This window comes from Pseudoalteromonas sp. P1-16-1b (assembly GCF_001401785.1).
GTDB lineage: Bacteria > Pseudomonadota > Gammaproteobacteria > Enterobacterales > Alteromonadaceae > Pseudoalteromonas > Pseudoalteromonas undina.
In genome coordinates this window covers 13,507-35,731 of record NZ_LKGQ01000015.1, presented here as the reverse complement: position 1 = coordinate 35,731, position 22,225 = coordinate 13,507, and the positions used below count along the sequence as shown (strand labels likewise).

The 22,225-nt window shown below is 40.3% G+C and carries 20 protein-coding genes; 16 read left to right on the top strand and 4 right to left on the bottom strand.

What is annotated here, in order from left to right; translation table 11 throughout:
* Nucleotides 1–45: 45 nt before the first annotated feature.
* Entirely contained in the window at nucleotides 46–2,271 is a 2,226-nt protein-coding gene (locus AN392_RS11735; protein WP_055012824.1) for a S9 family peptidase, read from the bottom strand.
* A 107-nt stretch (nucleotides 2,272–2,378) separates the two neighbouring features.
* Here AN392_RS11735 and AN392_RS11730 point away from each other — a divergent pair, with 107 nt between their 5' ends.
* The gene (locus tag AN392_RS11730; protein ID WP_010390912.1) at nucleotides 2,379–2,777 is read left to right on the top strand and encodes an HIT domain-containing protein; all 399 of its coding nucleotides are present in this window, start codon (nucleotides 2,379–2,381) and stop codon (nucleotides 2,775–2,777) included.
* 30 nt (nucleotides 2,778–2,807) lie between these two features.
* Nucleotides 2,808–3,338 (top strand): hypothetical protein, encoded by a 531-nt coding sequence (locus AN392_RS11725; protein ID WP_055012823.1) that lies wholly within the window; start codon nucleotides 2,808–2,810, stop codon nucleotides 3,336–3,338.
* Nucleotides 3,339–3,399: 61 nt separating this feature from the next.
* On the opposite strand, the gene AN392_RS11720 is transcribed toward AN392_RS11725, so the two are convergent.
* Nucleotides 3,400–5,100, bottom strand: a complete 1,701-nt coding sequence (locus AN392_RS11720; protein ID WP_055012822.1) for a dipeptidyl-peptidase 3 family protein — start codon at nucleotides 5,098–5,100, stop codon at nucleotides 3,400–3,402.
* A 281-nt stretch (nucleotides 5,101–5,381) separates the two neighbouring features.
* Between AN392_RS11720 and AN392_RS11715 the strand changes: the two genes are divergently transcribed.
* The gene (locus AN392_RS11715) at nucleotides 5,382–6,221 is read left to right on the top strand and encodes an HDOD domain-containing protein (protein ID WP_010390918.1); all 840 of its coding nucleotides are present in this window, start codon (nucleotides 5,382–5,384) and stop codon (nucleotides 6,219–6,221) included.
* Between the two features lie 59 nt (nucleotides 6,222–6,280).
* Here AN392_RS11715 and rdgC read toward each other — a convergent pair whose 3' ends face one another.
* Both rdgC and AN392_RS11705 read right to left on the bottom strand, forming a co-directional pair.
* The gene (rdgC, locus tag AN392_RS11710; protein ID WP_010390919.1) at nucleotides 6,281–7,192 is read right to left on the bottom strand and encodes a recombination-associated protein RdgC; all 912 of its coding nucleotides are present in this window, start codon (nucleotides 7,190–7,192) and stop codon (nucleotides 6,281–6,283) included.
* 63 nt (nucleotides 7,193–7,255) lie between these two features.
* Nucleotides 7,256–9,022, bottom strand: a complete 1,767-nt coding sequence (locus tag AN392_RS11705; RefSeq protein WP_054202211.1) for a sensor histidine kinase — start codon at nucleotides 9,020–9,022, stop codon at nucleotides 7,256–7,258.
* 366 nt (nucleotides 9,023–9,388) lie between these two features.
* Between AN392_RS11705 and AN392_RS11700 the strand changes: the two genes are divergently transcribed.
* The 13 genes from AN392_RS11700 to AN392_RS11640 all read left to right on the top strand — a co-directional run bounded on the left by AN392_RS11700 (nucleotide 9,389) and on the right by AN392_RS11640 (nucleotide 22,204).
* On the top strand, nucleotides 9,389–9,757 hold the full coding sequence (locus AN392_RS11700; RefSeq protein WP_010390921.1) for a response regulator: 369 nt from the start codon (nucleotides 9,389–9,391) through the stop codon (nucleotides 9,755–9,757).
* Between the two features lie 230 nt (nucleotides 9,758–9,987).
* Nucleotides 9,988–12,405, top strand: coding sequence for a bifunctional aspartate kinase/homoserine dehydrogenase I (thrA, locus tag AN392_RS11695; RefSeq protein ID WP_055012821.1), 2,418 nt, complete (start codon nucleotides 9,988–9,990; stop codon nucleotides 12,403–12,405).
* Nucleotides 12,406–12,414: 9 nt separating this feature from the next.
* Entirely contained in the window at nucleotides 12,415–13,350 is a 936-nt protein-coding gene (gene thrB / locus AN392_RS11690; protein ID WP_008112008.1) for a homoserine kinase, read from the top strand.
* A gap of 11 nt (nucleotides 13,351–13,361) precedes the next feature.
* Nucleotides 13,362–14,645 (top strand): threonine synthase, encoded by a 1,284-nt coding sequence (thrC, locus tag AN392_RS11685; protein ID WP_055012820.1) that lies wholly within the window; start codon nucleotides 13,362–13,364, stop codon nucleotides 14,643–14,645.
* Between the two features lie 267 nt (nucleotides 14,646–14,912).
* Nucleotides 14,913–16,169 carry a serine hydroxymethyltransferase gene (gene glyA, locus AN392_RS11680; RefSeq protein WP_028834925.1) on the top strand — a complete coding sequence of 419 codons (1,257 nt, stop codon included), beginning with the start codon at nucleotides 14,913–14,915 and terminating at the stop codon, nucleotides 16,167–16,169.
* 107 nt (nucleotides 16,170–16,276) lie between these two features.
* On the top strand, nucleotides 16,277–16,726 hold the full coding sequence (gene nrdR, locus AN392_RS11675) for a transcriptional regulator NrdR (protein WP_010390928.1): 450 nt from the start codon (nucleotides 16,277–16,279) through the stop codon (nucleotides 16,724–16,726).
* Between the two features lie 2 nt (nucleotides 16,727–16,728).
* The gene (gene ribD / locus AN392_RS11670) at nucleotides 16,729–17,856 is read left to right on the top strand and encodes a bifunctional diaminohydroxyphosphoribosylaminopyrimidine deaminase/5-amino-6-(5-phosphoribosylamino)uracil reductase RibD (protein ID WP_055012819.1); all 1,128 of its coding nucleotides are present in this window, start codon (nucleotides 16,729–16,731) and stop codon (nucleotides 17,854–17,856) included.
* Nucleotides 17,857–17,880: 24 nt separating this feature from the next.
* On the top strand, nucleotides 17,881–18,534 hold the full coding sequence (locus tag AN392_RS11665; protein ID WP_010390931.1) for a riboflavin synthase: 654 nt from the start codon (nucleotides 17,881–17,883) through the stop codon (nucleotides 18,532–18,534).
* A gap of 28 nt (nucleotides 18,535–18,562) precedes the next feature.
* Entirely contained in the window at nucleotides 18,563–19,675 is a 1,113-nt protein-coding gene (gene ribBA, locus AN392_RS11660) for a bifunctional 3,4-dihydroxy-2-butanone-4-phosphate synthase/GTP cyclohydrolase II (RefSeq protein WP_010390933.1), read from the top strand.
* Nucleotides 19,676–19,768: 93 nt separating this feature from the next.
* Nucleotides 19,769–20,233, top strand: coding sequence for a 6,7-dimethyl-8-ribityllumazine synthase (gene ribE, locus AN392_RS11655; protein ID WP_008110216.1), 465 nt, complete (start codon nucleotides 19,769–19,771; stop codon nucleotides 20,231–20,233).
* Nucleotides 20,234–20,248: 15 nt separating this feature from the next.
* Nucleotides 20,249–20,659 carry a transcription antitermination factor NusB gene (nusB, locus tag AN392_RS11650; protein ID WP_010390936.1) on the top strand — a complete coding sequence of 137 codons (411 nt, stop codon included), beginning with the start codon at nucleotides 20,249–20,251 and terminating at the stop codon, nucleotides 20,657–20,659.
* An 88-nt stretch (nucleotides 20,660–20,747) separates the two neighbouring features.
* On the top strand, nucleotides 20,748–21,722 hold the full coding sequence (gene thiL / locus AN392_RS11645) for a thiamine-phosphate kinase (RefSeq protein WP_010390938.1): 975 nt from the start codon (nucleotides 20,748–20,750) through the stop codon (nucleotides 21,720–21,722).
* Nucleotides 21,719–22,204, top strand: a complete 486-nt coding sequence (locus AN392_RS11640) for a phosphatidylglycerophosphatase A (protein ID WP_008110211.1) — start codon at nucleotides 21,719–21,721, stop codon at nucleotides 22,202–22,204. Before thiL ends, AN392_RS11640 begins: the two co-directional genes overlap by 4 nt.
* The last annotated feature ends 21 nt before the right edge of the window (nucleotides 22,205–22,225 follow it).

Here is a 22,225-nt window from a genome sequence, read left to right as displayed (position 1 = left end):
TGATACTTGTATCAGCCTTTAGTCGAATAATTAACCTAACGTTAGTTAATTTGTATTAAAATTACGGTTAAAGAAGTTAGTAATAGTTTGATGTAAATGAGTTTGAACTTGTTTACCGCGAAGACTATGTTTTGAGCCTGGGTAAGTCATCATTTCAAACTGTTGATTGTTATCTTGCAGCTGTTTAAACAATTTTGTTGCATGGGTAAACAACACGTTGTCATCGGCCATACCATGGTAAATCATTAATGGGCCTTTAAGGCCTTCAGCATATGGGAAAACAGCACTGTCGGTATAACCTTGCGCATTTGTATCAGGGTGACCCAAGTAACGCTCGGTGTAGTGAGTATCGTATAAGGCCCAGTCAGTTACAGGTGCGCCTGAAACACCAGCACTAAAGTAATCGCCTGCTTTAAACATGGTCATTAGCGCCATATAACCACCGTAGCTGTGACCATAAATACCAATGCGTGCAGGGTCTACGTAATCAAGTGTACGTAAAAACTCAACGCCTTTAATCTGATCAGCTACTTCAACAACACCTAAATTTTTATATATTGCATCTTCAAACTTTTTACCACGATTATAAGAGCCGCGGTTATCTAGTTGAAAAATAACATAACCTTGTTGCGCCATATATTGAAAATATAAGTTTTTACTACGCCAACTATTAGTTACTCGCTGAGCATGAGGGCCGCCATACACGTTAACAATAACCGGGTGCTTTTTACCCTTAGCCATGTTTGTAGGTTTAAATAAACGGTAATGCATAACTTGGCCGTCTTCAGCGGTAATAGTACCGTACTCAGGCTGTGCTAAATCGGTTAAAAAGGGAGTTAGTGGGTGAGAGTCGTCTAGTTTATTCTCTTCAAGCCACGTAATAAACTCACCATTGATTTTGCGCAGCGCTGCTGAATTTGGCTTATTCACCGATGAACTAGTGTCAATGAAGGTTTTGTTATCTTTTGCCAGTACAACATTGTGGTATTGGCCTTTTTCAGTAATACGCTTAATTGCTCCTTTTTTAAATAAAGGTGCACTGTATAAGTGGCTTTCAAGCGCAGTATCTTTACGCGCTGCAAAGTAAACTATACCATTTTTTTCATCTACGCCTTTTAAGCTATCAACAACCCAGTCACCAGCCGTTATTTGACGAATAAGTTGGCCATTATTACCGTACAAATAAAGGTGCTTAAATCCATCTCGCTCCGAGGCCCACACAAAATGTTTTTTATCTTTTAAAAACTCAAGATCAAAATGTAGGTTTATCCAAGTATCGCTTTTTTCAGTTAATGCGACGGTTTGCTGTTTTGTTTTACTGTTGTAAAAGCGTAATTCTAAATTGTGCTGAGAACGATTTTGCCACTGGTAAGACAGGGTGTTGCTATCGTTTAACCATTTAGCACGAGCGATATAAATATCTTTATTTTCACCTAAGTCAACCCAGTCAACTGCTTGGTTATTAAGTTTTACAACACCAAGTTGAATGTCAACATTGTTAGTGCCAGTAAATGGGTAACGCTGATTAAATAGCTTTACTTCATCAGCATAAATTTCGTTACGAATCGCTTCTTGAACAGGGCTTTCATCAACGCGAGTGAAGGCTATTTTAGATTCATCATTTGCCCACCAATAACCGGTCATGCGGCTCATTTCTTCTTGCGCCACAAATTCGGCCATACCGTTTTTAATAACGCCACCGCCATCTTTACTTAATTGAATTTCTTTACCAGATGCCAGTTCTAATGCGAAGAGGTTTTGCTCACGAACAAACGACACAAAATTACCTTTTGGAGAAAAGCGCGCATCGGTTTCAAATGCTTCAGTGTTAGTCAGCTTTTTACTATTTTTTGTTTTTAAGTCGAAGTAATAAAGGTCGCCATTAAGAGGAAATAATAACGCTTTACCATCTTTTGACCATTTGTATTCAAGAATACCTTTACCAAAAATACGCTGGCGTTCACGGCGTGCTTTTTCTTCATCTGACAGGTTTTCTGGGCCTGAAAATAATTGCGCTGAATCAACGAGCAATCGATTGGTGTTATCTTTTAAATTATATTCCCATAAATCATAGCGGTTATAGTCATCTGCTTTACCTTGTAAGTAGGTAACACGGCTACCATCGGGAGAAAACTTAAGTTGTACCGGAGATTTGCCAGCTAAGCTCGGATCATCAAATATACGCTCAAGCGTTAACGGCTTTGCTTGAACGCTTAATGCGCCCGCCATCAGGGGGATTGCCAGTGAGAGGTGTTTTAGTTTTTTTAACACAGGATTGCCTTTACTTACATAAAATTATCCCCGATGGTAAAGCACAAGCGTGTGCAACTGCAACTAAATGCTATAAAGTGTGAAGTAAAATAACCTAAGGATTTAACATGCGCGAAACATCATTTACCTTAGCCCCAGAGCTGACAAGAGATTGTATTGAACTGGCCGATTGGCCTCTTTGTAAGGTATTACTACTAAATGACAGCCAATACCCATGGTTTATATTAGTTCCTAGAATAGCGGGTTTAAAAGAGATAATAGATTTAACCGAGCAGCAACAAATTACTTATTTACAGGAGTCGGCTAAGCTCAGTCATTTATTAATTGAGGTGTTTAATCCTGATAAGTTAAATGTGGCCGCGCTTGGCAATATGGTACCGCAATTACATATTCATCATATAGCGCGTTTTAAAACAGATATTGCATGGCCTGCGCCGGTATGGGGCAAGTTCCCAAGTGTCCCTTATACTAATGAGCAGATAGAGCAATTAAAAACGCATTTTTAAAATCAGAATGGGTTACTTTGAGGAGATAGTATGAAATTAATAAAACAACTCTGCACTAGTGTATTTATAGCAGCCATTGCTGTTTCAACAGTAATAGCGAGCGAGCAGCTGGTAGCTACGGATGTGGTAAATAACGTTAGCATTAAAAACTTTGCAGCACATAACAACCTGGTTTTTTCAGCAGCGCAACCGACTAAAGAGCAGTTTAAGCAATTATCGCAAGCCAAGGTAAAGCATGTTATTAATTTACGTGCAGCAGATGAGCAAGACTGGGATGAAGGCGCGTTAGTCAACTCTTTAGGAATGAGCTACCACGCAATTGAGATTGCGGGTGCAAAAGACGTAAACACTGATAATGCAAAGCAGTTAGCCAATCTTTTAGAGCAACTTAAAGGTGAGTCGGTGGTTGTTCATTGTGCAAGTAGCAACCGTGTTGGCGCGTTAATGGCTATTTCAGCCCACCAGCAAGGTACAGATATAGAGTCTGCGATTGAAATCGGTAAGCAGTGGGGAATGGCAAGCCTTGAGCCGGTTGTACGCAAAGTGGTGAATGACAAATAAGCATACTGATAAGTAATAAAAAAGCGTTACAATGTAACGCTTTTTATTTAATTAGCTTTTGTTAATCAAGGCCAAGCACATCTTTACCTTGTTTAAAGGTCACATCTACAGGGATGTTCGCTTTGCTTAACTTTTCTAAGTCTTTAGCAAGTTCCGCTTTAATATCGCCATGAGTGGCAATAAGTTGATCTACTTTTTCGTAATCACCGTCACCTTGTAGAGTTAAAATAAGGCGCGATAACTTTGCCATAGCATCGCCCATTTTATCCATGTTGATGCTATAAAGCCCGTCTTCATTTTTAGAAAAAGCACCTTCTTGAGCAAAAAAGTTAAAGCGGATCATGTTTGCTTTACCATGTGCACTTGAGGCACCGAAACGCACTGAGCGAAAAATACCCGCCATAAATGTGGTGTAGTAATCTTCTAACGTCCCTTCAGTGATCTCACCTTTTTTAAGTAACTGTTCAACCATGTATAAACCAAGAATATCGGCTTTACCTTCTTCTAAAGCACTAGCGTGTTCTTGAAGTGATTGGCGAACGGTACCTTTACCCGTTAAGGTGTTTTTAATCCCTAAACCGTGAGCCACTTCATGGAACATGGTATTGGCAAAAAATGCATCAAAGGTAATGTGTTTGCGTTGCTCTGGCACAATTAACTGCTCTGAGATAGGCACTAAAATTTTATCAAACTTCGCACGCATTGCGTTTTTAAGCTGTAAACGGCGTGTGCCTTTTTCTAATTGCACCTGCTCATCATTGGGCAAATTAATAGCAATGGTTTTACTGCCAGCATTTGAGTGCCCAGCATAATAAACAACATCATAGGCATTTAAGTCGGCATCTGAGCCCGGTACTTCTTGCTTGTATTTGCTATCGACAGGTAAGCCTTTTTGCAGCTCAGGTAAAAAGGCAGCAAATTTAGCCAAGCGTTCGCTCCATTTTAAATCTTTAATTAGTACATACGATTCATAGGCAGCACGGTAACCAAATAATTGGTCTTCGTAGTTTTCAATTGGGCCAATAACAACATCGATAGGGTTATTTTTCATATCCATCCAAGCGAAGTCAGAGGCTTGGAAGTCATCGCTTTGTATTGCGTCAGCTCGTAAGTTTAGGTAGTTGGCGAATTCTTTGTCGTCGGCTAGCTTGCTGGCTTCTCTAAGTAACTCAGCAGCTTGAGCAAGCTCTACGGCATATTCTTCTGAATAAGGCGTGCTGTATAAGTTGCCTAGTTCATCACGTTTAATCAGTGAGTAAAGCCCTGTTTTATCTTTTACATCAGCGTTATTAAGCTCTTCTTTGGTGATGTCGGCTGGGTAAAAGCCTGCACCAAGCGGCTTTTCTTTATAGCCAGATAAGAATACTTCATCGCCGTTTAAGCGATCCCATGGGCCATAGTTAATATCAGCAAACTGACGTACTTTTTCATCATCTAGTTGTGCTAAAAAGTCTTGCTTATCTTTACCAAATGCTTGCTTCCAGAATAAATCATCCATAATTTTTGAAGCATCAATAAGTTTAGCTACCATAGCTTTTTGATTGTCAGACAAGTGTGATAAGTCACTTTGTAAACTAAAGTCTGTATATATGTCTAAGCGTTGACGGTCAATATTAACAAGCGCTGGCCCAGAAGGCGTTTGAGAAGCCGTTGGCGCTGAGCTTTGCGGCGTATTACTTGAAGACGGTGCTTGCTCAGAGCAGGCACTAAGAAAAACGATGCCAGAGAGCAGTATTGCTTGGCTAATTTTATTTAAGATCATTATATTGCCTTTAAAAAGTCTATTTTATAACTTGTATACTGTAAGTTAAGGTACTGAAGCGTGTTAATGTGCCTTAGCATGTTTGCATTAAAGCAAAACCCACTAGCAAATAGCAAGTATTAGGCGTTAGTGCGCATAAATCAGTGAGGCACTAGTAAATAATCAATAATTATCTACAATTTTTTCTACTTTGGGTATATGTTTAGTACTGCTAAGCTTTGAAATAATTAATAATATAAGACTTGCTGTAAAGTGTAGGTCATTAAGCAAAGGGATATTTTATGTCTACAGAAAATGCCTTACTCACAATTTTGGTTGACAGAATTAACAACGACACACTGGTGTTACCTACGTTACCAGAGGTAGCGATTAAGGTTCGTCAAGCCGCTGACAATCCAGATGTAAATTTGATGCAAATGTCAGATGCAATAGCACATGACCCTGCACTGTCTGCGCGAATGATTAAAGTAGCAAATAGTGCCATTATGGGTCGTGCTGTAAAGGTGTCTAACTTACATCAAGCAGTGACACGTATTGGCTTAAGGCAAATAAAAAATATAGCTACAGCCATGGCAATGGAGCAGCTGTTTGTATCTAATAATGAGCTAATAAAGGGATACATGGGCAAGGCGTGGCAAAAAACGCTGCATGTGGCCTCGCATTCTATTTCATTGATGGAGTTTTACTTAAAAAGAAATACTCACACTTCGCTTAACCGTGATGCCATTACACTAGCTTCATTGGTTTATAATATTGGGGTATTACCGATTTTAACTGAAGCTGAGCGACACCCAGAAGTGTTTGCCAATCCGAGTTTTTTAGCGCATGCAATTCAACGTTTAAGCGGTAAAATTGGTGGCTCAATAATGAAAGCATGGGAATTCCCTGATGTGTTTGTAGAGGTTGCACAGCACTGGGCTGATGTTAACTATCGTTCTACTGAAGTGAGTTATATCGACTTTATTCGCATTGGTGCAATCCTTGAGGGAACCCTACAAGTATCAGATAAATCTGCGGCGCTACAAACCTATATTGATAAAGGCATTTTTCCTTCATTAGAAATGTTAGAGAGTGAGGAATACTTGCATATGGTTGAAGACGTAAAAGAAATGTTTAGCTAAATTTTTGAACAATAAAAAGCACGATTAGTATCGTGCTTTTTATTTGTTTAATAAAGCTTTTACGCTAAATCGTCTGCATCACCTAAGCCTTGAGTAAGCTCTTCAAGAAGCTGTTTTATTTCCTCAGATGCAAGAATAAAGTCAGCGTCTAGTTTAACCGCCATATCTTCTTTAGGAATATCGGCATTTTCTTCTTTAAGTGTTTCGCTATAGCTTAAACGTTTAATTGAACCATCGTTTTGTAGCATAAACTTAACGCGTTCTTGCCAATCCAAGGCAAGCTTAGTCACGCGTTTACCACTTTCAAGGTGTGATTTTACTTCGTCACACGCTAAGTCATGGCCTTTAAGCTTAACTTGGGCTCCACTGTCATCCGCTTCTTCAAGCTCAGCATCTGAGCCAATCGCAAAGCCCTCAGGTGTACTAAAGTTTGTAAGCCAGTCAGTTAAAAACACATCTAAATCATAGTTAGCAAACGCAGGAACAACGGGTAGCGTACCTAATGATTTACGTAGTAACGCCAGAAGCTCTTCCGCTTTATTAAAGCTTGCGCTATTAACTACAACCCAACCATTTTCCTGGTCTATGAACGCAAACTGTAGGCTCGACTTTTTAAATGCTTGTGGCAGTAGCGTGTGCAAGATGTTTTCTTTTAATTCATCTTTTTCTTTTTTCTTTACTGGTCGATTTTCTTCAGCTTCAATCTGATCAACCTTCTCTGCAACAAGCTCATTTATTACAGATGCCGGTAACACTTTCTCTTCACGCTTGGCGCAGACTAAAATGCTTTTTTGTGAAAAGTGAGACAAAGTTTCACCATGTTTACCAAATGCTTTTGTCCAGCCAAATGTTGCCAACTCTTGACCAGTACATGGACGAAATAGATCTTGTTCTAACGCCTTGTCAAAGTCTTCTTGAGTGTACGAAACGTCTTGTTTAAAGCGATAGCATATAAGGTTACTAAACCACATAGGGAAATGATCCATTTAAAAAATTTGTGCAATCATAGCAATAAAAGCCGCTTCTAGAAACGGCTAATCGAGTTTAAAAAGTGGCAGGGGGGATGACATATTTTTAGGGAACGAAATTCGGTAATGTAACCCTTGGTTAGGTTCGCTACTGACTTCAATTTTGCCATTGAGTGTTTGTTTTACAAGGTTAAAAATAATGTGAGCACCTAAGCCGCTGCCACCTTCATCACGCTTTGTGGTGAAGAATGGGTCAAATAAACGCTTAAGTTGAGCTGGTTTTAAACCGATACCATTATCTTGATAATTAATAACTAAGTCGTTTTCATCGGTATTTACATCTATGGTGATTTGACCACTATTTATATTTTCAAAGCCATGCACTAATGAATTCATAATTAAGTTAGTAAATATTTGGCTGATCACCCCTGCAGGTAAATTAATAATTAAATCATCCGGGCAGTGCAGGCGAATACTGTGGGATGTTTTTTTAATTTGCGGATGTAAAGAACGTATAACTTCATTGATGTAATCTTTAAAGTTAATGGTTCTTAGCGCCTCACTGGCTTGATCAACTGCAATTTGTTTAAAGCTGGTGATTAAGTCTGAAGCACGCTCTAAATTGTGAGAGAGTAGCTGAGCGCTTTGTGCTGCATCATTAATAAAGCCTTCCAGTGCCGAGGAGGATAGCGATTTATTTTTAAATGCAGTTTCTATTTCAGTTAAGCGCTCTTGCAAAAATGAGGTCGCGGTTACGCCAATACCAATAGGGGTATTAATTTCATGAGTGATACCAGCAACTAAACCACCTAATACCGCCATTTTTTCTGAGCCAACAAGTTGCTCTTGCGCAAAGCTTAGTTCATCGAGTGAGTTTTGTAGTTGGGTTTGTTTACTTAGCAGCTCTTGCTCTGTTTGCTTTCGTAGGTCAACTTCTTCTGTTAATACTGCTTTTTGGCGTTCGAGTTCATATTTTTGTTGCTGCAGATCGATCATAGCTTGGCTTAGGTTTGATGTTTTTCGCGCAACATCCTGTTCAAGCTGTAAGTTTTGTTGATCTAGTTTTTGATTACTTTCGATTAGGTCATGCTGGGTTTGTTTTAACTCTTTTTTATACTCAACAACTTTAGAGATCAAATTGTTAAAAGAGCGTTCCATTACTTTCAGTTCGTTATTTTCATCAGTGACAATTTTAACGTGCTGGCCATCGAGCTCTTCTAATTCAAGATATTCAATTTGCTCAGTGAGTTGTGTGAGCGGCTCAGTTAATAGCTTTCTAAATGCGATTAAAAACAAGATGATTAAAAAGGTGGTTTTAATCATGGCGTTGCCAATTAAAAAGTAAATAGAGAGCATGATGCGACTAAAAATCACGTCGCGGCTAGAAAATAAAGTCACATCGCCTACCTGAGTGGCACGGCCTGAAAATTCAAAAATAAGCGGAAATGTATAGCCAAACAAGCCGGCTTTAGTATCCTCTACCATGACGTCTTCTTGGACAAGTTGCTGGCTGTAAAGGTTATGAATGTTTAGTGCACGGCCTAATTGAGAAATAATAGCGCCGTTATCATCACGGATAATAACTCCTTCAACCATAGGTATATCAAGTAATCCTTCTGCGGTTGTTGTGGTTTGCTTTATATTTAGCTCCCAAATTGCTCGGGTTAAACTTCTACCAAATGTTTTTTGCAGTGTGCCGAGCTCATCGCGTATGTAATCTTTGGTATTAACATACTCTGCGAAGATTTGTCCGCAGGTCACCACAAAAGTCAGTATAAAATAAACTGATAAAACTCGTGTGAGTAACTTTGTTGAGAGACTTTTTTGCGGCATGAGGGACTTGTATTTCCTTTAGTTATTCAGCTGTTAATGTACGCTTATAAACATTAGTTAATAAATCATTAAAAATAAACATATATTTTATTATATTGTTATTTTAGGCTCTTAAATAAGGATTCCCTCATGAACTTAACAATAAAGCGTAGTGTGTTAGCCAGCTTGTTTGTAAATTAGGTAGAGTTATTTTGCTAATTTGTATTGTGCATTCATGCATTTTATTGATAACGTTAGTAAAAGATACAGTAAATAACCTGCTCGCTAGTTATGTTGGTTATACTCTTTACTTTTTGCTGACTGAGCAAGCAAATTGATTTTAGCGTGGGTTTAGGTGTTTTATATGAGTTTAATTAAATAGTCATTATGGTGCGTTTTTCTATTTTAGTCTGTGATGACTCAACCGTTGCTCGTAAACAAGTGGTCCGCTGTTTAAATGAGTGCATAGATGCCGATATTCAACAGGCAAAAAATGGTAAGGAAGCCTTGGAGCAGTTGCATCATGGGCAGTTTGATCTTCTATGCCTCGATTTAACCATGCCTGAAGTGGATGGTATTGAAGTACTTGAGCAAGTTAAAGCAAATAAAATAGAAACTTATGTATTGGTAATTTCTGCTGACATTCAACAAAAAATGCGAGAGCGGGTAGCGCAACTTGGTGCAATTGATTTCATTCATAAACCTATTAATAAAATACAACTTAACGACGTTTTGCATAAGTTTGGCATTTATTAATAAAATTCATGATGAAAAAGACTGTTTTATCTTCTAATTTAGGGTTGACAGAATAGCCTTTGTTAAGGCAGTCTTAAGCTTATGAAAACATTTAGTCTTGTAACGACCATTATTATTACAACCACCATTCTTACTGGATAGTGGCATAGGTCGGTGCAACAAATTTAAAGGCCTGTGTTCACTTAGAACACAGGCCTTTTTTCGTTTTATGGAATGAGGAAACATAAAAAATGCGCGTTTTAAAATTTGGTGGCTCATCGCTCGCTGACTTTGCCTGCTTAGAGCAAGTAGCTGCTCTAGCTAAGGCACAATTAAAAGATGAAATGTTACTGGTGCTTTCAGCGCCTGGCGGTATGACAGATTCGCTTGTTGCGTTGGCTAGTGCCGCAGAGCAGGGGCAGGATTTCAACCCGTTGTGGGATGCACTTGTTACCCGCTGCAATGCTTTAAAAGCGGCTGTAGAGGAAAGACAAGGAACAGTTCAAAACTGGCCGGACTTTAACGAATTGAAAAATAAGCTTGATGGGGTTGCACTAATAAAGTGTTGCCCAGATAAAATCAGGGCTTTTATTATTAGCTTTGGTGAACGTGTTAGCGTATCGCTAATGCAAAGCCTACTAGCCGATCATAACGCGCATTATTTACAAGCAACAGACTGTATTGTTTCAACGGGTGGACACATAGACGCTGAAGCCGATTTAGTCGCCAGTAAAGCCCGTTTTCAAGCGGTACTAAAAGAGTCGCCAGCAACGGTTTACATTATGCCTGGCTTTACTGCAAGTAATAATAAAGGTGAGCTCACAACACTTGGTCGAAATGGCTCTGATTATTCAGCGGCGATTGCTGCAGCGTGTTTAGAGGCGCAAGTGTGCCAAATATGGACTGACGTTGATGGTGTATACAGCGCCGATCCGCGTTATATCAAAAAAGCCACTAAGGTTGATTTCCTATCTTACAAAGAGGCGATGGAGCTTTCTTATTTTGGCGCTAAAGTGTTGCACCCTAAAACTATCCTACCGTGTGCAAAAGCTGGAGTGCCATGCGAAATTAAAAACACTCATAACCCAGATGCGCAAGGCTCACTAATTAGTAACGATACGGTATCTGATGAACCAGTAAAAGCACTCTCAAGCCTACAAAACTTAGCTATGTTGACCGTTTCGGGCCCTGGTATGAAGGGCAAAGTGGGCATGGCATCGAAAGTATTTAATGCATTAGCGCATGATAACGTGTCAATCGTCCTGATCACTCAATCATCATGTGAATTTAGCATCAGTTTTTGTGTTCATGAAAGTGATTTAAATCTAGCGTTGAATGCGTTGCAAGTAGCCTTTGACTTAGAGTCAAAAGCAGGCTTAATTGAGCCGGTAAATGTGCAACGTAATTTAGCAATTGTAACGCTAGTGGGCGATAACATGCGCGCACATAAAGGCTTAGCTGCTAAGTTTTTTGCATCGCTTGCTCAAGCACAAGTAAACATTGTTGCCATAGCGCAAGATTCAACTGAAAGCGCTATTTCTGCGGTTATTGATGGTGAGTTGTGTAATGACGCGGTTAAAATCTGTCATGAAAACTTTTTCACTCATGTGCCTTCAATCGATGTGTTTTTATTGGGATGTGGCTTAGTCGGTCAAGAGCTAATAAACCAGCTTGAACGTCAACAAGCATGGCTTGAAAAGCGTAATATTAAATTAAACCTATACGGTGTGGCTAATTCTCGTCAATTACACCTTGATGGTGAAGGCATTGCTTTTGATGATTGGCAACAAAAACTAACGCAATCAGAGCAAGCATTTGATTTAAAATTAGTAGAACAGTTTGTTAAGCAAAATCACTTGGTTAACCCTGTGCTAGTTGATTGTACTTCATCAGATGCCTTGGCTTCGCAATACGTCGATTTTTTAAATGCGGGTTTCCACGTTGTGGCCGCTAACAAAAAAGCGACGACTAGTTCATATACTTATTACCAAGACTTAATTGCAGCAACGCATAAAAATAACCGTAAGTTTTTATACGAAACTAACGTAGGTGCGGGTTTGCCTGTAATTGATAACTTGCAATCACTCTTTGGTGCTGGCGATGAATTACTTGAATTTAGTGGTATTTTATCTGGCTCACTTTCGTACATGTTTGGTGCCCTTGAAGATGGTTTATCACTCTCTGAAGCAACAATTAAAGCGAAAGAAAGTGGCTTTACTGAACCCGATCCGCGCGATGACTTATCGGGAACAGACGTAGCACGTAAACTACTTATCATTGCCCGCGAAGCAGGTATGAAATTGGAGCTTAGTGACATAGAAGTGGAGTCGGTATTACCACAAGGCTTCGCCCAAGGTGACAATGTTGATGAGTTTATGACAAAGCTACCAAGTCTGGATGCTGACTTTAACGACCGTATTCAAAGTGCAGCGAGTGAAGGTAAAGTACTTCGCTATGTAGGCACAATTAAAAATGGACACTGTAAAGTAGGTATTGAAGCGGTAGATTCATCACACGCATTAAGTGTAATTCGTGATGGTGAAAATGCGCTGGCTATTTTAAGCCAATACTACCAACCACGTCCGTTTGTTATCCGTGGTTATGGCGCAGGCTCTGCAGTAACTGCTGCGGGTGTATTTGCCGATATTCTTAAAACACTATCACGCTAGGGGGCGGTTATGATTGAAGTTTATGCGCCAGCCTCCATTGGTAATTTTACGGTTGGTTTTGACTCCCTCGGTGCGGCGTTAGCCCCAATTGATGGCAGCTTGCTGGGGGATGTGGTTACTATATGTGAAGCGCCTCGTGATGAGTTTATTTGTAGTGGCGAATACGCCCATAAACTCCCAAGCGATGCGAATGAAAACTTAGCGTATCAATGTTTAGTGCATTTTCGTACACATGTAGCACCGAATATGCCAGCCGTAAAATTAGAGTTGAAGAAAAACCTGCCTATAGGGTCTGGGTTAGGCTCAAGTGCTTGCTCTGTTGTTGCAGCATTTGCAGCGCTGGATAAGTTTGCTCAAACTAATTTAAGCCAAGTAGAGCTCATTGAGCTAATGGCCGATTTTGAGGGCTTGGTAAGCGGTGGACGTCATTATGACAATATCACTCCTTGTTATCTTGGTGGCTTACAATTAACCGGTGATTTAATTCCAAATAAATCAATAGCGTTACCTGTTGATGAAAACTGGTATTACGTTGCCGCATTTCCTGGCTTTTCGCTCAATACCGCAAAGGCACGCTCTGTTTTACCAAAAGAGCTAAGTATGCATGCTGGGGTTGAGTTTGCGCAGCGATTATCGGCTTTTAGCAGTTTATTACTGACTTCACGTTTTGATGAGGCGCTTTGTATTATGCAAGACAATATTGCTGAACCACATCGTGCGCCACTAATAAATGGTTTTGATCAAGCCAAACTTAGTTTGCCAGAACTCGGTGCTGAAGTGGTGAGTATTTCAGGCGCAGGGCCGACCTTGTTTAGTGTATGTAAAACGCTTGAAGCGGCAGAGCAATGCGCGCAGTGGCTAGAGGAAAATTACATCAACGAGCAAGGTTTTTGCCATATTTGTAAATTAGATAACGACGGCACGCGTCAATTAAATGTTTTATAGGATAAAGAGTCATGCAATTACATAATTTAAAAGAATATTCACAAAAAGTGTCGTTTGTTGAAGCTGTAAAAACAGGACTGGGGCGTAATCAAGGGGTGTTTTTTCCTGAGTCGTTAGCGCCATTAAGTGATGTTGATGCGTTACTCGATATGGACTTTGTTACTCGCAGCGGCAAAATTTTATCGCACCTTATTGGTGACGAGCTACCAAGTGATACTGTTGCCCAGATGGTTAAGAATGCGTTTAACTTTCCGGTTAAGCTGGTGGAAGTTGAAGACAATATCTATTGCTTAGAGTTATTCCATGGCCCAACACTGGCGTTTAAAGATTTTGGTGGCCGCTTTATGGCGGAGTGTTTAGCGCAGTTTAACCACGGCGAAAAAGTGACAATATTGACAGCAACGTCGGGTGATACCGGTGCCGCTGTCGCGCATGCTTTTTATAATAAGCCAAATATTGATGTGGTTATTTTATACCCTAAGGGCAAAATTTCACTCGCTCAGCAAAAGCTATTTACTACACTCGGTGACAATATTCATTGTTACGCGATAGAAGGCAGTTTTGATGATTGCCAAGAGTTGGTTAAAAAATCATTTTTAGATGAAGAGTTAAAAGCAAAACTTGGTTTAAACTCAGCAAATTCAATTAATATTAGCCGTTTAGTCGCGCAGGTGTGTTATTACTTTGAAGCCATTGCACAGCTGCCAAAAGAAAAGCGTGCTACAGCGCATATTTCAGTACCGAGTGGTAACTTTGGTAATGTGTGTGCGGCTATGATTGGCGCTGTTATTGGTATGCCAGTTGGTAAACTAAGTGCGACTACAAACCAAAACGACACAGTACCGCGCTTTATGCTTGATAAAAATTGGACGCCTAATGCGACAATTGAATCGCTTTCAAATGCAATGGATGTGAGTAAACCTAATAACTGGCCACGTGTGCAATCAATGTTAGATAATAACTGGTTTAGTTATGATAACTTTTATTCGGTGAGTGTTGATGAGCAGCAAACACAAACAGTGATGAAAAAAATTCAACAGCTTGGCTATATTGCAGAGCCTCACACCGCAATTGCTTACCAAGGTCTTGTAGAAAATAAGGCAGCAGATGCTGTGGGGATTTTTTTAGCGACTGCGCATCCGGCCAAATTTAAAGACAGCGTTGAGGATATCCTTAATGTTGAATTAGATATGCCAAAGCCGTTAGCTGATGCATTAGCAAAACCGTGTTTAGCCACTGATATGCACAACGATTATGATATTTTGCGTACAGAGTTGTTTAAAAAGCTTGCCTAAAAAAGGCAGATAATAAAAGCGGCTTAGGCCGCTTTTTTGTTTGTTTATACATCGCTTTAGGCATAACGCATAAGCTAAATAAATGTAATAAATCAAATTCATTTAAAATTGTTATTAGTTTATAAAAAAATATCATCATCAAAATGCTGTGAAATAGTTTCAATCCCTGTTTAAATATCCTCAACTTAAGAGCGTAGGCAAAGAGTCGTTTTAAGCGTACAATAAAGCCTGTAAAAAATACCCATACACGTTGCCCAGGAGACCCCAATGTTAGAACGTAGCATGAATATTTCGGACTTTGATCCAGAGTTATTTGACGCGATGAGCAAAGAAACATCACGTCAAGAAGAGCACATTGAGTTAATTGCATCTGAAAACTACTGTAGCCCACGCGTACTAGAAGCGCAGGGTTCTCAACTTACTAACAAATATGCTGAAGGCTACCCGGGCAAACGTTACTACGGTGGCTGTGAGCACGTTGATGTGGTTGAGCAGTTAGCGATTGACCGCGCAAATGAATTATTTGGTACAGATTACGCAAACGTGCAACCACATGCCGGTTCACAAGCGAATGCCGCTGTTTTCCAAGCTCTTTTAAACCCACTTGATACTGTATTAGGCATGAGCCTAGCGCACGGTGGTCACTTAACACACGGCTCACACGTAAACTTCTCAGGTAAAACATACAACGCAATTCAGTATGGCCTTAACGAAGAAACTGGCGAAATTGATTACGCACAAGTTGAAGCGTTAGCACTTGAGCACAAACCAAAAATGATCATTGCTGGTTTTTCTGCTTACTCAGGTATTGTTGATTGGGCTAAGTTCCGTGAAATTGCAGACAAAGTAGGTGCTTACTTATTTGTTGATATGGCGCACGTTGCAGGTTTAATTGCTGCGGGTGTTTACCCAAGCCCAGTACCATTTGCTCACGTTGTAACAACCACAACACACAAAACATTAGCGGGTCCTCGCGGTGGTTTAATCATCTCTGCGTGTGGCGATGAAGAAATTTACAAAAAGCTAAACAGCGCTGTTTTCCCAGGTGGCCAAGGTGGTCCTTTATGTCATGTTATTGCTGCTAAAGCGGTTGCATTTAAAGAAGCACTTCAACCTGAGTTTAAAACATACCAAGCACAAGTTGTTAAAAATGCACAAGCAATGGTTGCGGTATTACAAGAGCGCGGCTACAAAGTAGTATCGGGTAAAACTGACAACCACTTATTCTTACTTGATTTAATCGACAAAGATATCACAGGTAAAGATGCAGATGCTGCCCTAGGTAACGCAAATATCACGGTTAACAAAAACTCAGTACCGAACGATCCACGTTCACCATTTGTTACCTCTGGTCTGCGTATTGGTTCACCAGCAATCACTCGTCGTGGCTTTAAAGAAGCTGAATCAAAAGAGTTAGCGGGCTGGATCTGTGACGTACTAGACAACATCGAAGATGAGTCAGTACAAGCGCAAGTAAAAGAAAAAGTGAAAGCAATTTGTGCAAAATTACCTGTTTACGCTTAATCCAAGAGTAAAATAGTAATTTAGATCACAACTGCACACATTTTTGTTATGATAATGGCCGCTATGATAGCGGCCATTTTTTGTTTTTAAAACGGAAACACACAGTTATGCATTGCCCTTTTTGCACCGCCAAAGATACTAAAGTTATTGATTCTCGCCTTGTAGGTGGGGGACACCAAGTACGTAGACGTCGTGAATGTAATGAATGCCACGAACGATTTACCACCTTTGAAGGGGCTGAATTAGTGATGCCACGGGTCATCAAGCAAGATGGCAGCCGCGAACCGTTTAATGAAGATAAGTTACTAAATGGCTTAACTCGCGCCCTCGAAAAACGCCCCGTAAGTACTGAGCAAGTTGATGAAGTGGTTAATATTATTAAGTCGCAGTTACGTGCCACTGGCGAACGCGAGGTGTCTAGCCATTTGGTGGGTGAGTGCATTATGGAAGCGCTTAAAAAGTTAGATAAAGTGGCCTATGTAAGATTTGCCTCTGTGTATCGCTCGTTTGAAGATATACGCGAATTTGGTGAAGAAATAGCCCGCTTAGGAGAGTAGTAATGACCATGCAAAGTTCGTTTTCAGAGGATGATAAACGCTACATGGCTCGCGCTATTGAACTGGCAAAAAAAGGGCGCTTTACGACAACCCCTAATCCTAATGTTGGCTGTGTACTAGTAAAAAATAATAAAATAATAGCCGAAGGGTTTCATCAATTAGCAGGGCAAGGTCATGCTGAAGTTAATGCTTTGGCTGAGGCCGGTGAAAGTGCTAAAGGTGCAACCGCTTATGTAACTCTAGAGCCTTGCAGTCATTATGGTCGTACACCGCCTTGTGCTGAAGGGCTAAAGGCCGCGGGTGTGAAAAAAGTGATTGCTGCTATGGTTGATAGCAACCCGCAAGTTGCAGGAAAAGGCCTGAAAATTTTAGCAGATGCAGGTATAGAAGTTGCTCACGGATTACTTGAAGAGCAAGCGCGGGCATTAAATTTAGGCTTTTTTAAACGAATGGAGCAGGGGTTGCCCTTTGTTACCTGTAAAATGGCCGCAAGTATTGATGGTAAAACAGCGCTTAAAAATGGCCAAAGTAAATGGATAACCGGGCCCGCTGCGCGCCAAGATGTGCAGCTGTATCGTGCTCAGAGCTGTGCAATTTTAACCGGTGCCGATACAGTCTTGATGGATGATGCAAAACTAAATGTACGCCCAGAAGATTTTCCGCATTCTTTACCAACTGATTTACCACTGCGCCAACCGGTTCGCGTTATTATTGATTCCCAAAACAGACTTACCCCGGAACTTGCCTTATTTTCAATTCAAAGCGAGGTGATAATATTTACCACTCGGGTTGATAAATCGCATCAGTGGCCTCATTTTGTTAAACAGATCGAACTACCCGAAAAGAACAATAAAGTAGACTTACAAGCAGCACTGCAAAAGCTAGCGCAATTACAGTTTAATAATGTGTGGTTAGAAGCGGGAGCCACATTGGCCGGAAAAATGGCTGAACTTGATTTAATTGATGAGTTTGTTTTTTATATTGCCCCTAAGTTAATGGGTAGCGATGCAAAAAGTTTACTGAATTTCCCTGAGTTAATGAGTATGCAAAATACCATTAATTTAACTTTTAATGAGTGTGTGCCAATTGGTGATGATTTACGTATCACAGCACACAAAAAAGCTCATTAATCATTTTATATAAAGAGTAGCACTATGTTTACTGGAATAGTTGAAGCGACAGGTAAAATTGCGTTATTACAAAAAAAACAAGGTGATTTAGCTATTCGTATTCAAAGTAAAAACCTTGATATGAGTGATGTTAAGTTAGGTGACAGTATTGCAACCAACGGTGTATGCCTCACTGTTGTTGATAAGCATATAGATGGCTTTAGTGCTGACTTATCAAATGAAACGATTAGCTTAACGGGGTTTGCACATTACGCATTAGGACAAACAGTTAACTTAGAAAAGGCGATGCAACCTGTATCGCGCCTCGGAGGTCATTTAGTGTCTGGTCATGTCGATGGTATTGCCACTATCACAGCAATAAATACCAATGCGCGAGCAACTGAATATTGGTTAGCCACCGACGAAAATTTAATGAAATACATTCCTTATAAAGGGTCTGTGTGTATTGATGGTATTAGCTTAACGGTCAATGCAGTTGAAGGTAATAAATTTAAACTAACGATTGTGCCACACACCAGCGGGCAAACGACCATAGCCGATTTTCAAGTCGGTACCAAAGTGAATCTAGAGGTCGACCAAATAGCACGTTATTTAGAGCGCCTTGTAAAGGGAGCTGAGCATCCTACTGGTTCAGATATTTCGATGAGCTTACTCGCTAAAGCGGGCTTTATAAAATAACGATATTGACAACTTATACGAGCAACTTATGAATTTAAACAGCGCACAAGAAATAATTGATGACATTAAAGCCGGTAAAATGGTTATTTTAATGGATGATGAAGACAGAGAAAATGAAGGCGATTTAATTATTGCTGCTGAACACATTAGTGCAGAAGCGATTAATTTTATGGCGACTCATGGCCGTGGACTAATTTGTTTAACTATGACTCAAGAGCGTTGCTCGCAGCTTGATTTACCATTAATGGTAAAAAATAATGGTGCCGCATTCTCAACTAATTTCACTATGTCGATTGAAGCATCAAAAGGGGTTACGACGGGGATTTCTGCAGCGGATCGTGCTCGCACTGTTCAAGCTGCCATAGCTAAAGGCGCTGTGCCAAGCGATATTGTACAACCAGGTCATATTTTTCCTATTATGGCGCAACCTGGCGGCGTATTAACGCGCGCAGGGCACACTGAAGCTGGCTGTGATTTAGCGCGTTTAGCGGGACTTGAGCCGTCATCAGTGATTGTAGAAATTCTAAATGAAGATGGCACTATGGCGCGCCGCCCTGATTTAGAAGTATTTGCTAAGCAACATGATATTAAAATTGGCACCATTGCTGATTTAATCGAATACCGTAACTTAAATGAAACCACTATTGAGCAAGTTGCAAAATGTAAATTGCCAACTGAGCATGGCGAGTTTGACTTAGTAACTTACAAAGACACCATTGACGGGCAGCTGCACTATGCATTGCTTAAAGGTGAAATAAAACAACAAGAACCAACGTTAGTGCGAGTGCACTTACAAAGTACCTTTAACGATATTTTACTCTCTGATCGTAATGCTGATCGTAGTTGGGGATTATCGCAAGCAATGGCGTATATAGCTGAGCATAATGGCGCTTTAGTCATCTTAGGTAAGCAAGAAAGCACTGACGAATTAGAAGCGACTGTTAAAGCATTCGCTGCAGCTGATGCTGGCGAGAGTGTAACGCCACGCAAATTCCAAGGTACTTCACGTACCGTAGGTGTAGGCTCGCAAATTTTGGCTGATTTAGGTATCCAAAAAATGCGTTTGATGAGTTTACCGAAAAAATATCATGCATTATCAGGCTTCCATTTAGAAGTTGTTGATTACGTAGAGCCACAATAATTACACGCTAGGCTATTATTTTATTTATGTGGTATAATGCGCAGCAATTTTTGCGCAACCGAAATCGCTTAAACTTATTTTTAGGGTTATCAAATGAAAATTATTGAAGGTAATAAATACGCTCCAGGCAAAAAGTTTGCCATTGTCATTTCTCGTTTCAATGACTTTATTGGTAGTAGCTTGCTTGCAGGTGCTGTTGATGAGCTAAAACGTACTGGTGGAGTATCAGAAGATGATATTACCGTAATTTACGTACCAGGTGCGGTTGAATTACCTTTAGCAGCGAAACGCGTTGCAGCAAAAAAAGAATATGATGCAATTATCGCCTTAGGTGTAGTGATCAGAGGGGGCACGCCTCACTTTGATCTCGTCGCTGGCGAGTCAAATAAAGGGCTTGCACAAGTATCACTTGAGTATGATATCCCGGTTGCATTTGGCGTATTAACCACTGAAAGCATTGAGCAAGCAATTGAGCGCGCAGGTACCAAAATGGGTAACAAAGGCGGCGAAGCTGCTTTAGGTGCGCTTGAAATGGTTAATGTGTTAGATAAAATTTAAGTTTAAGGAATTTTTGTGAAACCAGCAGCAAGACGTAAAGCACGTATCTTAGCACTTCAAGCCGTGTATTCATGGCAATTAAGCGGCAATGCAATTGCCGATATCGAACAACAAATGTTGATCGAAAACGATGTGACTAAAATTGATGTTGAATATTTTAAAGATTTAGCGCGTGGAGTTGCAGTAAACCACAAGCAACTAGACGAAGCTGTATCGCCTCATTTAACTCGTCCATTTGATGAATTAGACGAAGTTGAACGTGCAATCTTACGTTTAAGCAGCTACGAGCTTAAATTTCGTGAAGACGTTCCTTACAAAGTGGCTATCAATGAAAGTATTGAATTAGCTAAAATGTTTGGCGCTGAAGATAGCCATAAATTTGTAAACGGTGTACTTGATAAAGCTGTAAAACAGTTACGCAAGTAATAACAACTTTAGCTGATTTTTATTATCAGATGAGTTGTTATAAATAACCGTTAAAAAGGAGAGCCGGCATAGGCCGGCTTTTTTGTGTATGAAGGAATTTGAATTAATTAATCGTTACTTTAAAGGTCGTGGCATTACTCGTCGCGATGTTAATTTAGGGATTGGAGATGACTGTGCGCTTGTCACAGTTCCAGCGAACTGTCAGCTTGCTGTAACCACAGATACCTTAGTTGCTGGGGTGCATTTTTTTCATGATATCTCCCCTCGCGCATTAGGGCATCGAGCTCTTGCTGTTAATTTAAGTGATTTAGCTGCCATGGGCGCAGAGCCTACTTGGGTGTCGGTTGCACTTACGTTACCTAGTATCGATCCACAATGGATTGCTGAGCTGACTGATGGCATGCATGAAATTGCTGAGTACTTTAACGTTCAGATCATTGGTGGTGATACCACTCAAGGTCCACTTAGTATTACTATTTGTGCAAAAGGTACAGTTCCTGAAGGCACAGCATTACGTAGAAGTGGTGCAAAAGTGGGTGATTGGATTTTTGTAACCGGTCCGCTTGGTGATGCTGGGTTGGCGATTGAATCGAAAAAACAAGGCTTATCGATTGCACCTGAACACTTAAAAGATATTAATAAACGTTTAAATTTCCCCACGCCACGTGTAGCTGCTGGGCAAGCGTTACGAGGCTTGGCATCGTCGGCCATTGATATTTCCGATGGGTTACTAGCCGACTTAGGGCATGTGCTAAATTTATCACAAGTTAGTGCCACCATTAATATTGAAAATGTCCCCACCTCAGATGCCATGCAAGCGAGTCTTGATTTTGAGCAGCGACTTCCTTTTGTTCTTAACTATGGCGATGATTACGAGTTACTGTATACCGTTGCTGATAGTAACAAGAGTATGCTAGATATTAAGCTGCGCCAATACGGTGTAGAGGCAAGCTGTATCGGGCAAATAAAAAGTGGTGACGGCAATATAGAGTTATTACACCAAGGTGAGAAGTTTGCTTTTGAACATAAAGGTTTTGAGCACTTTTCCAAGGAGCAGGTTTGAATAAAAACCGATTATTTAATTTAAAACGCCCACATCAATTTTTTGGTTTGGGTTTTGGTACTGGGCTTGCACCAAAAGCACCTGGTACATTTGGCACATTGGCAGCATTACCGTTTATTTTTATTACCATGCATTTTCCGCTATGGTTACAAATTGTATTTGCAGTAGTCATAAGTATCTTTGGTATTTGGGCATGTGGAAAAACAGCCGATGACCTTCAAGTACATGATCATCCCGCAATTGTTTGGGACGAAGTTGCTGGTTACTATATTACTATGATTGGCGCAGCACTTAACTGGCAAACATTACTGGTTGGCTTTTTACTGTTTCGCTTTTTTGATATAGCAAAGCCAGGGCCGATTCGCATACTCGATAAACGTGCCCATGGTGGGTTTGGTATTATGGCCGATGATGTACTTGCAGGTATTTTTTCGCTTATTTGTTTGCAAGCATTGATAAAAGTAGGTTTACTACCCTTTTAATTTATTATTTGTTTAACTAGG

What these genes read in the sequence shown, in the direction of transcription:
- thrA (WP_055012821.1), top strand. Translation starts at nt 9,988, where the DNA reads ATGCGCGTTTTAAAATTTGGTGGCTCATCGCTCGCTGACTTTGCCTGC.
- AN392_RS11705 (WP_054202211.1), bottom strand. Translation starts at nt 9,022, where the DNA reads ATGCCGCAAAAAAGTCTCTCAACAAAGTTACTCACACGAGTTTTATCA.
- ribBA (WP_010390933.1), top strand. Translation starts at nt 18,563, where the DNA reads ATGAATTTAAACAGCGCACAAGAAATAATTGATGACATTAAAGCCGGT.
- thiL (WP_010390938.1), top strand. Translation starts at nt 20,748, where the DNA reads ATGAAGGAATTTGAATTAATTAATCGTTACTTTAAAGGTCGTGGCATT.
- AN392_RS11665 (WP_010390931.1), top strand. Translation starts at nt 17,881, where the DNA reads ATGTTTACTGGAATAGTTGAAGCGACAGGTAAAATTGCGTTATTACAA.
- nrdR (WP_010390928.1), top strand. Translation starts at nt 16,277, where the DNA reads ATGCATTGCCCTTTTTGCACCGCCAAAGATACTAAAGTTATTGATTCT.
- AN392_RS11725 (WP_055012823.1), top strand. Translation starts at nt 2,808, where the DNA reads ATGAAATTAATAAAACAACTCTGCACTAGTGTATTTATAGCAGCCATT.
- AN392_RS11730 (WP_010390912.1), top strand. Translation starts at nt 2,379, where the DNA reads ATGCGCGAAACATCATTTACCTTAGCCCCAGAGCTGACAAGAGATTGT.
- ribE (WP_008110216.1), top strand. Translation starts at nt 19,769, where the DNA reads ATGAAAATTATTGAAGGTAATAAATACGCTCCAGGCAAAAAGTTTGCC.
- AN392_RS11715 (WP_010390918.1), top strand. Translation starts at nt 5,382, where the DNA reads ATGTCTACAGAAAATGCCTTACTCACAATTTTGGTTGACAGAATTAAC.
- AN392_RS11720 (WP_055012822.1), bottom strand. Translation starts at nt 5,100, where the DNA reads ATGATCTTAAATAAAATTAGCCAAGCAATACTGCTCTCTGGCATCGTT.
- ribD (WP_055012819.1), top strand. Translation starts at nt 16,729, where the DNA reads ATGACCATGCAAAGTTCGTTTTCAGAGGATGATAAACGCTACATGGCT.
- thrB (WP_008112008.1), top strand. Translation starts at nt 12,415, where the DNA reads ATGATTGAAGTTTATGCGCCAGCCTCCATTGGTAATTTTACGGTTGGT.
- glyA (WP_028834925.1), top strand. Translation starts at nt 14,913, where the DNA reads ATGTTAGAACGTAGCATGAATATTTCGGACTTTGATCCAGAGTTATTT.
- AN392_RS11700 (WP_010390921.1), top strand. Translation starts at nt 9,389, where the DNA reads ATGGTGCGTTTTTCTATTTTAGTCTGTGATGACTCAACCGTTGCTCGT.
- rdgC (WP_010390919.1), bottom strand. Translation starts at nt 7,192, where the DNA reads ATGTGGTTTAGTAACCTTATATGCTATCGCTTTAAACAAGACGTTTCG.
- thrC (WP_055012820.1), top strand. Translation starts at nt 13,362, where the DNA reads ATGCAATTACATAATTTAAAAGAATATTCACAAAAAGTGTCGTTTGTT.